Consider the following 15,460-nt stretch of genomic DNA (forward strand, 5'->3'; position numbering starts at 1 on the left):
TCATGCTTTCCCAGAATCCCGGGTCTTTTGCGCAAATTCCCGTACCCATCCGCCTGATCGCCGATGTCGGCGGCACAAATGCTCGCTTTGCCTTGCTGGAAGAGACCGGATGGCATGCCGAGCGGGTATTGGCCTGCGCCGATTTTCCCGACTTCGGCGCGGCGGTCGAGCATTACTTGGCGATTGCCGGCGCGGAAACCGGCGCACGGCGGCCTCTGGAAGCCGCGATCGCGATCGCCAGCCCGGTGTCGGGCGATCAGGTACGCATGACGAACCATGTCTGGCAGTTCTCGGCCTCGCAGATCCGCCGACGCCTGGGATGGCGTCGGTTCATCATCCTGAATGATTTCACGGCGCTGGCTATGGCGATACGCCACCTGCCGTCTGATGAACTGGAACAAGTCGGCACAGGATGTGCGGTACCCGATCGTCCACTGGCGCTGCTCGGTCCGGGGACCGGGTTGGGCATGTCGGGCTTGATACCTGCCGGCGAACATTGGATGCCCTTGCAGGCTGAAGGCGGCCACGCCACCTTGCCTGTCGTGAGCGAACGCGAGATTGCGGTCTACCGGCAGCTGCACCAGCATTTTTCGCATGTATCGGCCGAGCGTATGCTATCGGGTCCGGGGCTGGTCAACATATATAAGGCGCTGTGTGCGCTGGATGGGGTCGCTGCGCAGCTGTTGAATCCACCGGACATTACCAGGCGCGCGGCTGAAGCTTCCTGCCGGCAGTGCCTGGAAGCAGTGAGCTTGTTCTGTGCTTTGCTGGGAACGGTGGCAGGCAATCTGGCGCTGACATTGGGAGCCACCGGTGGAGTATATATCGGCGGCGGGATCGTACCGGCATTGGGCCGCGGATTCGCGAACTCACCGTTTCGTGATCGTTTCGAAAACAAGGGCCGATATAGGGCCTACCTGGCAGCCGTGCCGACCTATGTGATTCTCACCCGGTTGCCGGCCCTGGCCGGCCTGGCGCGTTCGTTCACGGCGCCGGGGCCGCGATGGGAGGCCGACTGACTGCCGACCGGGGCACTGATCATCACCCGGCCATTGAAACTGGACCGGCAGGGCGAGGGTCGGAAGATCGTGGCTGTTGTGTCCAGGTTAACCTGTTCCCCCGAGGCATGCGATCATCAGGTCTTTGCGGCATCGGGGCAGGCATTGCGGCTGGATCGACAGGAATCTTCATTGGAACGTGCCGGCGCATCGACGTCGGCCGTAGCGCACGCGGTACCAGGCACCGAGCAGGCTGGCGGATCGAGCGATGGCTTGGCCGCGACACCGGTGTCGAAGGTGTGCCTGCTTCCCGACGGATGCGAAGCCTTTGCCGTGCGAGTGGCGTCCGCGAGGGCAGCGCTCCACAGCATCGACGTGCAGTATTACATCTGGCATAGCGATGCGACCGGTCGCTACCTGGCGCACGAATTGCTGCAGGCTGCCGATCGCGGCGTGCGTGTCCGTGTATTGCTGGATGATATGGATGCGCGCTCACGTGATTCGGTGCTCGTGGCGTTGAACCGCCATCCCAAAATCCAGATTCGATTGTTCAATCCGTTCGCGACTCGGGCGGGCATATTGCGTACGCTGCGGGAATTGTTCTCCCGCTGGTCGCGCCTGAATCATCGGATGCACAACAAGTCCTGGATCATGGACGAGGAGTTGGCCATCGTCGGTGGGCGCAATATCGGCGATGAATATTTTTCGGTCAGTGAGGAGGTGAATTTCGTCGATATGGACGTCTTGTTGAGCGGCGCGGCAGTAGGTGAGACCTTGCATAGTTTCGAGACCTACTGGCGGTTTTCGTCGTCCGTCCCCGTATCGCGTCTGCACCGGGTGGGGCAAAGCAAGTACACGTTGAACGAACTGCGCACCGCTCTTCTTGCAGAATCGACGCGGTTCGCCATGGAAACGCCGTATATGCAGCGCATGCTGAAGGCACCGAAATTTTCCCAGCTGCTGTCGGATGCGAGCCGCTGGTACGAATCCGATACCGTGCGGATCGTAACCGATGATCCCCGCAAAGCAATACGGCACGCACCGACCATCGATCCCGGCGTACTGGAAAGCATGATCGAGAGCCTGGATGCGGCAGATACGGAAATCTTGCTGATTTCTCCTTATTTCGTTCCAGGCGCCGGCGGCACAGCGGCTTTACGGGAACTTTCCAGGCGAGGTGTCGATGTCACCGTGCTGACGAATTCCCTTGCAGCCACCGACGTTGCGGCGGTGCACAGCGGCTATTCGCGGTATCGCGCATCGCTGCTGGAAGGCGGCGTGTGTTTGTATGAACTGAAAGCCCTGGCACCCAGTGAGCACGTCCAGCGAATGCGCCTGGGCTCCTCACGCGCCAGCCTGCATACGAAAGCTGCAATCATCGATCGCCGCCTTGTATTCGTCGGTTCGTTCAATATCGATCCTCGATCGGCACAGCTCAATTGTGAAATGGGCGCCTGGATCGACAGTGAAAAACTTGCGTGCCAAATGGCTGATCTTTTCAAGGATGCCGTGAGACCCGAGAACAGTTATACGGTTTCTCTGGACGAGCGCGGCCGGACGCGTTGGAGCGAATTGGTCGGCGGTGTGGAGGTTTTCCATGACAGGGATCCGCACGCGAACGGGTGGCGGCGGGCGGTCACCTGGCTGTTGGGGCTTCTGCCCATCGAATCCCAACTCTGAGCAGGGCATGCGCAGGTGTGGGATCGGGAGCGATGCGGCGCTCGATATCCGCCGGTCGAGTTAAACTAGCATCATTCCTGACTTGTCATTGGCCGAGCCATCGTCATGAGTCATTCCACTGAGAAGCACATGCCGGAGTCCACCCCGGATGACAGCGCCGTGCCGTTCGAGCCGCCTTTGACCGAGTTGCAGCGCGCGATCCAGTGGCGTGCCCAGGCAGCGAACGATGCCGATCGGGAGCGCGAGTCTGAAGCCAGAAGACCGAAACCCTTGAAATGGTTGATTACCTTCATACTGGCCCTGGTGCCGGTGGTGATGATTTTCGGTGCCTTGGATGCATTTTTGCGGGTTTACTATCGATTGATCGATACTTATCTGGTGACACAGCCTGGCGTAGAGTTCCAACCCGAACAGACCGATTCGCCGCCGCAACCGGGGATCGTGCTGTTGCAACCCTATGATGTGCAAACACCCGCGACTTCATCTTCGCGTGGAGTGGAACCGGATCAGGCATCACAGCCGGATAGAGTCCGGCAGCAAGAGAGCATGACCCCGCATCTCGATACTCTGGAACAAGCCCCGAAGTAAGCCGGTGGAATCAGTTTCAGGACGAACGTCGACACAGGGCGATGGCGATGGCGATGGCGATGCGCCGGTGTTTTATCACCAGAGTACGTGGCCCGGCGCAATCAGCCCGCCGTTGCGGCGGGCTGTGATTCATGGTGGATTCGCGGGGAGGGGCGGGATTTAGCCGGCTTCGGCCAACCGCTTGCCCACGAATTGCCAGTTGGCCAGATTCTCGATCACCGTCTTGACGAAGCGTGCGCGATCTTGCTGGTAGTCCAGATAATAGGCATGCTCCCAGACGTCGCAGGTCCAAAGAGCATGGCCGCCTGAGGCCAGGGGACTTTCCGCATTGGAGGTCGTGGTAATTTCCAGTCTGCCATCCTTGGATACCAGCCACGCCCAGCCGCTGCCGAACTGATTCACCGCGGCTTCCACGAACTTGTCACGGAAGTTCTCCACGGAGCCGAAGCTGGCGTTCAATCGGCTTGCAACTGCTTCAGGCGGCGTGCCACCGCCGTTGGGAGCAAGGGAGGCCCAGAAAAAATCATGGTTCCAGACTTGAGCGGCATTGTTGAATATTTTCTTGTCCTTGCCGTCAGCGCCAGCGGTGCCGCGCACCACCGTCTCCAGGTCGGCGTTCTCGAATTTCGTTCCCGCAACCAGTTCATTGAGCTTGTTCACGTAATTCGCATGATGCTTGCCGTGATGGTGCTCCAGGGTGCGGGCGGACATGGTTGCGCCCAAGGAATCCTTGGGAAAAGGCAAAGGGGACAGCGTGAAGGCCATGGTAGGCGCCCTCCAGTAGGTCGAAGTCAGTAGTTCGGAATGATTCGTGGAATGCGAAACGAACGCATGGACACCTGCCCTGTTACTTGCAGGGGCGTTGTGCCTTGCGTACGCGGCGCTACAGTGCATTTGTACATGAATCCTGCGTGTACGTCATGCGGTGAGACCGCATACGAATTATATTAACGCAGGTTCGTACGGCTCCGAGGAGGATCGGTCGTGGATAGGACGATACGAATCGCAGTGTTTGCCATTATGTTGACGGTCATGGGGGCAGGGCGATCCTGGGCGGAGCCGCCGCCATCCCAGGAACAGGAGCCGGCACGGCAGTCGCAGCACGACGCGCTGCCGGCCGATTTCATATCCCTCAAGCTGGAGGGCGCCTGCGACGATACGAATCGTCGTCTATGGCTGATCAATACACACACTTACAAATCGATCGCAACGACCGTGCGTTGGCGTGCCGATGGGGGTAAGGATCTCACCGATCGATTCTTTTCGGGGCCGGGTGATCTGCGCGAGATCGGCTGTGCTGCCGAGGCGCAGATCCTGGAGGCCGTGTTCGTGGAATTCTAGGCCGACCGCGCCCGGGGATGATTGGCGTCATCCCCGGGCTGTGCGGAAGCGTTCTCGAGCGGATGATTCGACTGGTGGGATACGTCAGAATGTATAGCGCAGATTGATACCGATGGTGTTGGCGTCGTCGGTGGATTGCACCGTCAGGCCGCCGGCTAGCGCATCCAGGAAGAAATACCGGCCTTCCAGCACGATTGCCGTGTCATTGCCAAGGTCATCCAGATCCACATACTCGAACCCGCCTTCCAGTTCGAATTTTGGCGCCACTTCGCCGCGCAGACGGGCGCCCAGCAAGAAGCCGTTGTCGTTTTGATCACGGCTACCGAATTCGACCTTGGATTTCACGATGGCGACTCGGCCGACGATGTCGAGTTTATTGCCCAGGGGCCAGCGCGCGCCGCCGCCGAGGTGAAATGTCGTCGAATCTACTCCACGCTCGAAATCGAGGTCTTCATAACCGGTGAAGACGAAAAAATTCTCATGTACTGCCAGGGAGCCGCGTAGGGCGAAGCCGTCGCCATCCAGATCATTGGGTCCCACATCGATCTCGGTGTCGACGTAGCCGAGTTCGATGTAGGTGTAATTCATCGTATCGGCCTGGCTGGCGACGGGCAAAGCGGTAGCGATCAGGGCAGCCAACAGGCTCGATATGCGTCGTTGCATCGGGTGAATCTCCAGGGCGTTAGGTCGGCGCGTGGCGTCGATTTGTATCGTTGCCGATATTTCTCATTCTACAGGGTATTTGTCCCTAAGGTCGGAAATGTCTCTTAATGGCAACAGCATCAACCGCGCTCGCCGACGGCGCGGGACGTGTCGAGTGATGTCTGTAACGCGTTGCTCATCACGCGCAACGCCAGCATGCCGGCGGCCATCAGAAGCAATGTCGCCAGCAGGAAGGGTGCGCCGGGAAGCTCCCATCTGCCGTGCCCCATGATAGAGCTCGCAAAGATCTGCGTGAACAGCAACGGGCCGATCAGGTTTGCGATGCCGATGACACTGCTGTTCGCACCCTGCAGGCGGCCTTGTTCAGCCGAGTCGACCAGCCGTGTCATCGTGCTTTGCAACGCCGGATTGAGCATGCCCCACAGCGACATGATGACGATGCCGATGCAGTACCACCAACCGTTCGGGGCGATACCCTGGACCAAAAAACCCGCTGCGCCGAAGCCGAGGCTCAACAGCATGGTGCGCCGTTCTCCGAGCCACTTGACCGCTCGGGCGACCAGTAGCCCCTGCACGATGATCGTGCCTATACCGACGCCGGCCAACAGCAGACCGATTTGTTGTGCGTTCCAGCCATATCGATATCCCATGTAGAGCACCGATACGCTGGGCAGCGCTACATGCGCCAGACTGCTCAGGAAGTGGATGCACCCCAGGCCCCACAGGCCGCGATGCGAGCGTAGCAGCTGTAGCGCTCCGGCCGGGTTGGCTTTGCGCCATGAAAAGGCGCCACGCCGTTCCTTGGACAAAGACTCCGGCAGGATGAACAGGCCGTACATGGCATTCGTCAGGCTCAATCCGGCAGCTACCCAGAAGGGCAGGCGGGGATCGATATCGCCCAGCAGGCCCCCCAGTGCCGGCCCCAGGACGAAACCCGCTCCGAACGCCGCACCCAGCATGCCGAATCTGGCGGCGCGCTGCGCCGGCGGGGTGACGTCGGCGATGTATGCACCGGCCGTACTGACGCTGGCGGCCGTGACACCCGAAATGAGACGACCAATGAACAGCCAGCCGATCGAAGGCGCCAGCGCCATGAATACGTAATCCAGACCCAACCCGAAGTTCGACAGCAGAATGACGGGCCGGCGTCCGAAGCGGTCCGATAGCAATCCCAGCACCGGTGAGAAAAGGAACTGCATCAACGCCCAAGCGGTGCCGAAGACGCCATAGGTGATTGCAGCACGCGCGGTATCGCCGCCCATGAAATCTTCGATCAGTCGCGGCAGCACCGGAATAATGACGCCGATCGCGAACATATCCAGCAGGACCGTGATGAAAATGAATATGAACGCCGCGCGGCGCGGAGCGGGCAGAGGTCCAGTCATGCGCAATCCAGTGGGGAGCCGAATCCATGATCCACGTCGGAACTGGCGCGAATGTTACCGCTCCCGATGGTCGGGCGCGTGGTATTTCGGCACCGATCGCCTGATCATGGTCCGTCCGCGCCATGTCTCAGGCCGCTCGTCGTGATCGGCAGGCATGCCGTCCGCGGTTGAGCAGGAGCCCGGCGGCGCCAGGGGCAGAGTGAAATGGAACACGACGCCTGCATCATCGAAGAATATCAAAATCTCCGAATACTCCGGCTTGAATATGCGGATTACCCCGCGGCTTATTTTCCCGGCAATGCCACCGATAGCTCCAGGATTTCTTGATCGTCCTCACGTTCGAGATTGATTTGGATCGCATCCGGATCGACGTTGACATATTTACGAATCACTTCCAATAGTTCCCGGCGCAGCAGCGGCAAATAATCTGGACCGCCGCGCGTGCTGCGCTCCTGAGCGACGATGATGCGAAGGCGCTCCTTGGCCACGTTGGCGGTTCGCGGTGCGCGGCGAAACAAAGCGAGTAGACTCATCTTCAGCCTCCGAACATGCGGGCAAAGAACCCTTTCCTAGGTTCTTCCAGGAAACGCAACGGCAGGGTCTCGCCCAGCAGGCGCATGACCGCGTCTTCATAGGCGTCTGCCACGTCGCTGTCTTCGTTGAGAATGACAGGCGTGCCGGCGTTGGATGCGGACAATACGTCCTGGGATTCGGGAATGACGCCCAGGACGTCGATGCCGAGAATTTCCTTCACGTCCTCGACGCTCATCATTTCTCCCGTGGCAACGCGTCGTGGGCTGTAGCGCGTCAACATCAGGTGCTCCCGCACCGCGGGCTCGCCCCGCTCTGCCCGCGCGGTTTTGCTGGCCAGCAGACCCAGGACTCGATCGGAATCGCGCACCGACGACACTTCCGGATTCACCACCACGATGGCACGATCGGCGTAGTACATCGCCAGATGTGCTCCCTTCTCGATGCCGGCGGGAGAATCGCAGATGATGTAATCGAAGCCGTCGGCGATCAATTCATCCAGTACGCGACGAACACCTTCCGGGGCGAGGGCTTCCTTGTCGCGGGTTTGAGAGGCGGCCAGCACGAACAGCGTTTCGAGCCGTTTGTCCTTGATCAGGGCCTGCTTCAAGGTGCAGTCACCTTGAATCACGTTGACGAAGTCGTACACGACACGGCGTTCGCAACCCATGATCAGATCCAGGTTGCGCAGTCCGATGTCGAAGTCGATCACCGCGACGCGCTTGCCGCGACGCGCCAGGCCGCAGGCGATGCTGGCCGAGGTCGTCGTTTTGCCGACCCCCCCCTTGCCGGAGGTGACAACGATAATTTCAGTCAAAGCTGGATCTCCTGGTGAATAGAGCGTCAGTGTCCGTGGATTCGCCACCGTTCATCCCGCCTGGCAGGTCGTGCCGGGGGGGGGCGTGCTGGACGAGGACTAACAGTCGAAAAAGATGAGTGGACGGTGAACATGGATGATCGATCGTTGCTCAGCCGCCCATGCTTGCAAATCGCAGGTCATCGCCGTCCAGCCAGGCTTGCACCGGGTGTCCGGCCAATTCCGGCGGGATCGTTTCGAAGACGCGGAACACGCCGGCGATCGATACCAACTCGGCGTTGAATTCCTGACAGAACACGCGGGCGGTCATTTCGCCGCGCGCGCCGGCGATGGCGCGGCCTCTCAGGGAACCATAGACATGTACGCAACCGTCCGAGATCACCTCGGCGCCCGCGCCGACCGCGGCAGTGACCACCAGATCGCGATGCCGGGCATAGATGCGCTGGCCGGAGCGTACAGGCCGGTGGTGCATCAAGGTCGGCAGGGCGAACTCGGGGACCTCCGGTACCGGCACCGGTCCGGGCGAAGGCGAAGAAGCCGGCGTGACGGGTTCCTTGACTCGCGCGCTCCCGGGCGTTCGGGCCTGGGCGCGAAACTGTGTCAGGATGGGCAGTTCTAACGCACGCGCCAGGATATCGATGGTCTCCGTGCCATGTGCCAGCCCTACCGGCAGCATACCCGCGCGACGTATGGCGTCTAGAGCCTTGCGGGTTTCCTCGACGTCGGGCTCTTGTTCGAGAGCGCTGAGATCCAGACATACGGGGGCACGCTCGAAGAACTGCGGTGCGGTCGCGATGCGACCCGAGAGCTCATCGAGAAGCGTGCCAGGATCGGTGGTGTGGATCCTCGCCTGGGCTAGTCCCACTTGGCCGAAACGAATCTCTAGCGCAGGGTCGGGTATGGCATCGGCTTTGTTCATCGAGGGAAATTTTTGCTTCGATTTGGCTTCGAGGAGTGTCGGCGGCGCAAGAACGAGCCACGGCAAGTGCGAAGTGTAGCGGGACTGCGCCTGGGATGCAGGCCGGACTGCGTCTGCGGGCACACAGGACGGAGCTTGGGGTGCTGGTTACGCGCAGTCAGGGCATGATGAGATCATCGAGGCGGAAGTTCGGACCTGACCGGCGTCTGCGCAGGCACCGGAAGGGCAGGCTCAACTCTATTGGGCTCGAAGTCTATTGCAGACTTGGTGAAATTCTGGCAGGAGACTGGCTCATGAACGATTGGTGCGACGAGGTGTTGAGCTTCTGGTTCCAAGAACTGGACAGCAGCATGTGGTTCAAAAAAGACGAGCGCGTGGATGCCATGATCCGGATGCGATTCCTGACGCTCTATGAACGGGTTGCGCAGCCGGGCGGCGTGCCACTGGAGGATGCGCGATCGCATCTGGCTGCCGTGCTCGTGCTGGATCAGATGCCGCGCAACATGTTTCGCGGCTCGCCGCGAGCCTACGCGCGGGACAGCCAGGCACTGGCGATCGCGCAGCAGGCCATCGCCGCTGGTCTGGATATGCAACTCGAACGGCAGCAGCGGTTTTTTTTGTACATGCCCTTTCAGCATAGCGAGGATCCAGGGGTACAGGCGCGCTCCGTGGAACTGTTCACTGCGCTGGGTGATGCCAACGGACTGGACTATGCTCGACAGCATCGGGAGATCATCGAGCGCTTCGGCCGGTTTCCGCACCGCAATGCCGTGCTGGGACGACAGTCGAGCCCCGAAGAGTTGCGGTTCATGGAAACGCATTCCGGCTTCTAATATCGAAAATCTACAGGGTGAGCCGGCGGTTTCGGCCTGCTCCCGTTCTCACGAATCGGGTGCGATGGTAACTACCGGAACCGATCAATCGATCGTTGGCTTCTCGAAAGGTGCCTGGCACGGGATTCCGGGAGCCTCAAGTTTGGCTATCCCGCTCATGATCTTCGCCTGCCGTGAATCCGAAGGCACGGCGGGCGAAGATCATGAGCGGGACTACGACCCGCCGCAGATGCAGCCTATTCACGTGGAAGTTTGTGTTTCGGGATGGGGTTGCATGGGCGATAATGAGCGATTCCACATGTCGTTCGGATATCGACGATTCATGAAATCCGCACATGCATTGTTGCTGCTTCTTGCTGCGATTTCTCTCGCCATCTCCCTGGGCGCGTGCCGCCAGGAAAAACGGGCTCTGATCGCGTCGTCCCAGCCGGCTCGCGAGGCGCTCGCGCCGCCGGTCAACGGGCAGCCTGCTAATGCGCAGCTTGAAGCAGTCGTCTACAAGAATGCCAACTGCGGCTGCTGTGGTCACTGGATCGAACATATGCGGAGTCACGGATTCGTGGTGACGGAGCATGATGTCGATAATCTCGGTCCGATCAAGGAGCGGGTCGGGGTGCCTGCGGGAATGGGTTCCTGTCATACAGCCGAGGTCGGCGGCTACTTTCTGGAAGGCCATGTCCCCGCCGCCGATGTGCTGCGCCTGTTGGCGGAGAGGCCGGCGGCGAAGGGGCTCACGGTACCGGGCATGCCGATCGGATCGCCCGGCATGGAGATAGGTGACCGGGTCGACTCGTTCGAAGTCTTGCTGGTGCACCAGGATGGCAGCACCAGCGTGTACGGAAGGTACCCACGGTAGCGCCGTGGCGCATGCATCAGAACAATCCGAAAAATCGTTTCGCGACGTTGCGGCGCTTGCAATCGACGATATCGCGGATGTCGTGCTCCAGAAGTTTCGTGAATAGCACTTCCATGCCTTCCCGTTGCCGCAATGCCATTTCCTCGAGGTATAACGGAATCGCTGCATAGAACGCAATGCGATCCGGCCCGCTGCCCAATTCATAGAATGCCACAGGGACTTGCAACGAAGGCGCCAGGATCGCACCGCACTGCCGGGTATAGGAGACAAAGGGACGCGGTGGATTGCCGTTGGGCACGACATCACCCCAGCCTAGCCAGAGGTTGTGAATGCGGGGATAGCGAGCCAGTGTTCCCAGCCAGCGGATCGGCCAGCCGTACCGCTCGTCCTGGGCGCCGCCGGCCAACGACCACTGTTGCGGCAAGATCATCATCAGCTCCAGCCTGCTTGGTGCTTCGTCCTGATTCTTGTCGGCCGGCAGGATCATCGGCTGGTCGCTCATGCCTGCCGTGACGAGCAGATGATAGGGTAGCGCGGGGTCGGGAGCGACATGCAGCACTTCGATATCATCGTGCGCAGAATACGGTGCATCGCGTGATGCGTCCGGATTCTGGAATACCTGTTCGATCCGGCCGATATGACATTCAACATGGGCGTGAATGTTCTGACGGCGGAGGGGTTGAGCAGATTTTCGCACTGACATAGCTAGGTTGACATCGGGCGGCTCGCAGGGAGCCGAGGACAGGCCGATCTTACCGGTATGTTTCCGCAAGGTCATGCCGTTCGCCGGGCCGGCTGGCGTTCGCGGCGTCGCCCGCGATATGCTGCATGAAGATTCCAAGCCCCGAATTCGTGGAGGTCGGCGGATATCCGCCGCCTGGCGGACTGTACGGCCTTTCTTACCGGTTCCCGATTTCATTTCGATGAGCGCCGATATCGACGATACCCGATCTGCCACGACCGCGTTGGCGGTGCTGAGCGGCCTCAGTTTTTGCCATTTCCTGAACGACATGATGCAGTCGCTGCTGCCGGCGATGTATCCGATCCTGAAGGACGCATTGCTTCTGGATTTTGGGCAGATCGGCTTGGTGACGCTGGTGTACCAGTCGACCGCGTCACTGTTTCAACCTCTGATCGGCTTGTATACCGATCGGCGTCCCCTGCCTTATGCGCTGGCCGTCGGCATGGGGTTCACGTTGGTGGGATTGCTCACGCTGGCGGTCGCACGGACGTTCCCGATGCTGCTTCTGGCGGCTGTGACCACCGGCATCGGCTCCTCGGTGTTTCATCCGGAATCTTCGCGAGTGGCGCGTCTGGCGTCAGGGGGGCGGCACGGCTTCGCCCAGTCCCTGTTCCAGGTGGGGGGCAACGCCGGCTCGGCGGTTGGGCCGCTGGCCGTCGCCTTCATCGTGCTGTCGAGCGGACAAAAGAGCGTGGCATGGTTCGCGCTGGCTGCGCTGCTGGGAATCGTGCTGTTATCGAGGATCGGGACCTGGTATCAGCAGCAGGCGCGTTACCCGGCTGTACGGACGCACAGCTTGCGGGAAGCTGCGCCTCTGAGCCACGGCAGGTTGTATGGTGCTATGGGGATTCTATTTGCGCTGATCTTTTCCAAGTATTTTTACCTGGCCAGCCTGACCAGCTATTACACGTTCTATCTGATCGAGCGGTTTCATGTCTCGGTGTGGAGTTCACAGGTTCATTTGTTCGTATTTCTTGGTGCCGTCGCGGTGGGCACATTCGCCGGCGGACCCATCGGAGATCGTATCGGGCGTAAACATGTGATCTGGTTTTCGATTCTGGGGGTGCTGCCGTTCACCGTGGTGCTGCCGTATGCGAATCTATTCTGGACGGGCGTATTGAGCGTGCCGATCGGGCTCATCCTGGCCTCGGCATTTTCTGCGATCCTGGTATACGCACAGGATCTGGTGCCCGGACGGATCGGCTTGATCTCCGGTCTGTTTTTCGGGTTTGCGTTCGGAATGGGCGGTCTGGGTGCGGCGGTGCTGGGATATCTGGCTGATGCAACCAGCATCGAATTCGTTTACCACATATGCGCGTATCTGCCGGCGATCGGTGTGTTGGCTTTGTTCCTGCCACGAGTGGAGAGCACAGCATCGCACGGGATCATTGCCGTGGATCCGGCGGCGATGCGCAACAGCTTGAAGACGCCCGCAGGCGTCCTGGCGCGCCCGCCCATCCGGGGTGAATAAGGCCGATGTCTCGATATGCAAGTTATTCCTGAGGAACATTCCGGCAATCTGGCCATGGAACACATCGAATCCAAGATTGCGTTCCTGGAACGCGCCAATATGGAGCTCAGCGACGTCGTCTACAGGCAGCAGCAGGAGTTGGAGGAATTGCGCATGCGATTGTCGTTGCTCGCGACTCAGCTCGAATCACTGAGGGGCGAGGATCCCACTTATACGGCCGAACAGGAGCGTCCGCCTCATTACTGAACCGATCCAGCCTCTACGATCTGCGTTGGTCTGGACGGGATTCCAGACCAACGCCCCGGATCCCGGCTCAGCGCGCGACGGACAATGCCTGATCGAGATCTTCCAGGAGATCCTCGATCGCCTCGATGCCGATCGACAAACGGATCGCCTCCGGTGCTACACCGACCTCGCGCTGCTGCTGCTCGGTCAATTGCCGATGGGTGGTGGAGGCCGGATGACAGGCCAGCGATTTGGCATCGCCGATATTCACCAGCCGCTTGAACAGCTTGAGCGCGTCATAGAATTTCACCCCGGCATCGAACCCTCCTTTGACGCCGAACGTCAGGATGCCGGAAGCGCGGCCCTTCATGTACTTTTGCGCCAGGGCGTGATGCGGATGGTTTTTCAGACCCGCATAACTGACCCACTCGACCATGGCATGTTCCTGTAGGTGCTCGGCGACTCGCTGGGCGTTCTCGCAGTGACGCTCCATGCGCAGCGGCAGTGTTTCTATGCCCTGCAGGAGCTGAAAAGCGTTGAACGGCGACAATGCGGCACCGGTGTTGCGTAGTGGCACTGTCCTTGCGCGGCCGATGTAGGCTGCCGGGCCGAGTGCATCGACATAGACGACACCGTGATACGCTTCCTCGGGTTCGTTGAACATCGGATAGCGCTGTTGGTGATCTGCCCAGGGGAAGTTTCCGGAATCGACGATCAGTCCGCCCAGCGTCGTCCCGTGGCCGCCCATGTACTTGGTGAGTGCATGCACGACGATATCGATGCCGTAGTCGATCGGTTTGAGCAGGGACGGTGTGGCGACGGTGTTGTCCACGATGGTGGCGACGCCGTGACCGCGTGCCATCTTGGCGACGGCCTCGACATCGACGATATTACCGGCAGGGTTGCCGATCGACTCAAAGAAGATCGCCTTCGTCTTGGCGTCGATCAGCTTTTCGATGGCAGCAGCGGAGTCGTCCGCCGCGAAGCGCGTTTCGATACCCATTTTCGGCAGCATGTGCGCAAACAGCGTATAGGTTCCGCCGTATAGCTGCGGCACGCTGACGATATTGTCGCCGGCCTCGGCCAGATTGATGATCGCGTAATGCACCGCGGCCATGCCGGCCGATAGGGCCAGGCTGCCGACGCCGCCTTCCAGCATCGCTACGCGCTTTTCCAGCACGTCGCAGGTCGGATTCATGATGCGGGTATAGATGTTGCCGGGGACGGCAAGATTGAACAGGTCCGCGCCGTGCTGCGCGTTGTCGAACTCGTAGGCCACGGTCTGATAGATCGGCGGCGCCACGGAGCGCGTCGTCGGGTCAGTCTCGTATCCGCCGTGTATCGCAATAGTCTGGTCTTTCAAGGTCGGTGTCCTCGGACGCGTTGCAGATTTACAGAAATATCTGGAAGATTCTGGGACATGAAGCTGGAAGTGTGCAACCAGGGGCGCCCAGTTGGCGCGCAGTTGGCGCTGGATCACTGACAAAATGGGGCAAAAACACCCGCGGAACCATCAGCATCTGTCTCGGTTGATCGCCAGCGTGTATTCTCTGCACCAAAGTCATCAGAGAGTAATCTTCCCCGGCCGCGCCGCGGGGCCTGCATCGACAGACTTGGCCACATCGGTCATGGTGCAGGCGACCCCTAAGCTTGATGATATCTTTGACCGCACCTAAGTCCGGTAGGGCCAGGACAGAGTGCAGGACAGGGCGTTCGTTGCGTCCGATTTTCCTGGAGCATGTCTGGATGGAGGCTTTCCTGGTATCTACCGGCGTCGTTGCCCTGGCGGAAGTGGGGGACAAGACCCAACTGCTGGCCCTGGTGCTGACGGCGCGATATCGCAAGCCTTGGCCGATCATCCTCGGCATCTTCGCTGCGACATTGGCAAATCATGCCTTGGCGGGTAGCCTTGGGGCGTCGCTGGCGCACCTCGTCGACCCGCGACTCATGCGCTGGGTACTGGGCGTGTCGTTCATCGCGATGGCGCTCTGGATACTGATCCCCGATCGTTTCGAGGATCAACCCAGCCAGAGATCGTCGCGGTTCGGCGTGTTCGGCACCACGTTGCTGATGTTTTTTTTACTCGAGATGGGCGATAAGACCCAGATCGCCACGGTGGCGCTGGCCGCCAAGTACACCAGCCTCCTGTGGGTCATCGCGGGTACGACCGTGGGGATGATGATTGCAAACGTGCCGGCCGTGCTGCTTGGGGAAGTGGTTGCGCGCAAGCTCAATATGAAGTGGCTACATGCCATCGCAGCCTTGGTCTTCCTAACGCTGGGTATCGCCGTATTGCTGGGCGCTGAGATTTAAAGCTGCTGCAGGAACTCCTGGCAGCCAGACACATCGTGCATCTACGGCTGATCGGTTTTAGCGTAGCGACCGGGCCCAGGCGACCAGGAGGATCGTGC

General features: G+C 60.2%; 16 protein-coding genes, 1 pseudogene and 1 riboswitch. Of the genes and pseudogenes, 9 read left to right on the forward strand and 8 right to left on the reverse strand.

Annotation, left to right across the window (positions count from 1 at the left end):
* Positions 1-2 precede the first annotated feature (2 nt).
* The 3 genes from ACG33_RS00905 to ACG33_RS00915 all read left to right on the forward strand — a co-directional run bounded on the left by ACG33_RS00905 (position 3) and on the right by ACG33_RS00915 (position 3,266).
* Positions 3-1,019, forward strand: a complete 1,017-nt coding sequence (locus tag ACG33_RS00905) for a glucokinase (RefSeq protein ID WP_066917947.1) — start codon at positions 3-5, stop codon at positions 1,017-1,019.
* Positions 1,020-1,097: 78 nt separating this feature from the next.
* The gene (locus ACG33_RS00910; protein ID WP_157071615.1) at positions 1,098-2,678 is read left to right on the forward strand and encodes a phospholipase D family protein; all 1,581 of its coding nucleotides are present in this window, start codon (positions 1,098-1,100) and stop codon (positions 2,676-2,678) included.
* Positions 2,679-2,783: 105 nt separating this feature from the next.
* Positions 2,784-3,266, forward strand: a complete 483-nt coding sequence (locus tag ACG33_RS00915) for a hypothetical protein (protein WP_066917949.1) — start codon at positions 2,784-2,786, stop codon at positions 3,264-3,266.
* Positions 3,267-3,425: 159 nt separating this feature from the next.
* Here the strand turns inward: ACG33_RS00915 and ACG33_RS00920 are convergent, their stop codons facing one another.
* Complete coding sequence (locus ACG33_RS00920; RefSeq protein WP_066917950.1) at positions 3,426-4,031, reverse strand: superoxide dismutase; 606 nt, start codon at positions 4,029-4,031, stop codon at positions 3,426-3,428.
* Between the two features lie 219 nt (positions 4,032-4,250).
* Between ACG33_RS00920 and ACG33_RS00925 the strand changes: the two genes are divergently transcribed.
* Positions 4,251-4,607: a hypothetical protein gene (locus ACG33_RS00925; protein WP_157071616.1), complete on the forward strand. Its 357-nt coding sequence runs from the start codon at positions 4,251-4,253 to the stop codon at positions 4,605-4,607.
* An 84-nt stretch (positions 4,608-4,691) separates the two neighbouring features.
* Here the strand turns inward: ACG33_RS00925 and ACG33_RS00930 are convergent, their stop codons facing one another.
* From ACG33_RS00930 to minC, 5 genes are all read right to left on the reverse strand, one after another.
* Positions 4,692-5,270, reverse strand: a complete 579-nt coding sequence (locus ACG33_RS00930) for an outer membrane beta-barrel protein (protein ID WP_066917952.1) — start codon at positions 5,268-5,270, stop codon at positions 4,692-4,694.
* A 119-nt stretch (positions 5,271-5,389) separates the two neighbouring features.
* Entirely contained in the window at positions 5,390-6,655 is a 1,266-nt protein-coding gene (locus ACG33_RS00935; RefSeq protein ID WP_066917953.1) for a TCR/Tet family MFS transporter, read from the reverse strand.
* Between the two features lie 284 nt (positions 6,656-6,939).
* Complete coding sequence (minE, locus tag ACG33_RS00945; RefSeq protein WP_066917955.1) at positions 6,940-7,188, reverse strand: cell division topological specificity factor MinE; 249 nt, start codon at positions 7,186-7,188, stop codon at positions 6,940-6,942.
* Between the two features lie 2 nt (positions 7,189-7,190).
* Positions 7,191-8,003: a septum site-determining protein MinD gene (minD, locus tag ACG33_RS00950; protein WP_066917956.1), complete on the reverse strand. Its 813-nt coding sequence runs from the start codon at positions 8,001-8,003 to the stop codon at positions 7,191-7,193.
* Positions 8,004-8,154: 151 nt separating this feature from the next.
* The gene (minC, locus tag ACG33_RS00955; protein ID WP_066917957.1) at positions 8,155-8,922 is read right to left on the reverse strand and encodes a septum site-determining protein MinC; all 768 of its coding nucleotides are present in this window, start codon (positions 8,920-8,922) and stop codon (positions 8,155-8,157) included.
* A 293-nt stretch (positions 8,923-9,215) separates the two neighbouring features.
* Here minC and ACG33_RS00960 point away from each other — a divergent pair, with 293 nt between their 5' ends.
* Both ACG33_RS00960 and ACG33_RS16630 read left to right on the forward strand, forming a co-directional pair.
* Complete coding sequence (locus tag ACG33_RS00960) at positions 9,216-9,755, forward strand: DUF924 family protein (protein ID WP_066917958.1); 540 nt, start codon at positions 9,216-9,218, stop codon at positions 9,753-9,755.
* A gap of 322 nt (positions 9,756-10,077) precedes the next feature.
* Positions 10,078-10,611, forward strand: coding sequence for a DUF411 domain-containing protein (locus tag ACG33_RS16630; protein ID WP_083537100.1), 534 nt, complete (start codon positions 10,078-10,080; stop codon positions 10,609-10,611).
* A 16-nt stretch (positions 10,612-10,627) separates the two neighbouring features.
* Here the strand turns inward: ACG33_RS16630 and ACG33_RS00970 are convergent, their stop codons facing one another.
* Positions 10,628-11,308 (reverse strand): suppressor of fused domain protein, encoded by a 681-nt coding sequence (locus ACG33_RS00970; protein ID WP_210399124.1) that lies wholly within the window; start codon positions 11,306-11,308, stop codon positions 10,628-10,630.
* Between the two features lie 226 nt (positions 11,309-11,534).
* Here ACG33_RS00970 and ACG33_RS00975 point away from each other — a divergent pair.
* Together ACG33_RS00975 and ACG33_RS00980 are read left to right on the forward strand one after the other, a co-directional pair.
* Positions 11,535-12,725 (forward strand): annotated as a pseudogene (locus tag ACG33_RS00975) (MFS transporter); the annotation flags it as partial.
* Positions 12,726-12,839: 114 nt separating this feature from the next.
* Complete coding sequence (locus tag ACG33_RS00980; protein WP_066917960.1) at positions 12,840-13,070, forward strand: SlyX family protein; 231 nt, start codon at positions 12,840-12,842, stop codon at positions 13,068-13,070.
* 67 nt (positions 13,071-13,137) lie between these two features.
* On the opposite strand, the gene ACG33_RS00985 is transcribed toward ACG33_RS00980, so the two are convergent.
* Complete coding sequence (locus ACG33_RS00985) at positions 13,138-14,412, reverse strand: O-acetylhomoserine aminocarboxypropyltransferase/cysteine synthase family protein (protein ID WP_066917961.1); 1,275 nt, start codon at positions 14,410-14,412, stop codon at positions 13,138-13,140.
* 191 nt (positions 14,413-14,603) lie between these two features.
* A riboswitch (yybP-ykoY riboswitch) is annotated at positions 14,604-14,789 on the forward strand.
* A gap of 6 nt (positions 14,790-14,795) precedes the next feature.
* Here ACG33_RS00985 and ACG33_RS00990 point away from each other — a divergent pair.
* Positions 14,796-15,362 (forward strand): TMEM165/GDT1 family protein, encoded by a 567-nt coding sequence (locus ACG33_RS00990; RefSeq protein ID WP_066922630.1) that lies wholly within the window; start codon positions 14,796-14,798, stop codon positions 15,360-15,362.
* Positions 15,363-15,460: the final 98 nt, after the last annotated feature.

The organism is Steroidobacter denitrificans (assembly GCF_001579945.1).
In the GTDB taxonomy this organism is placed as follows: Bacteria; Pseudomonadota; Gammaproteobacteria; order Steroidobacterales; family Steroidobacteraceae; genus Steroidobacter; species Steroidobacter denitrificans.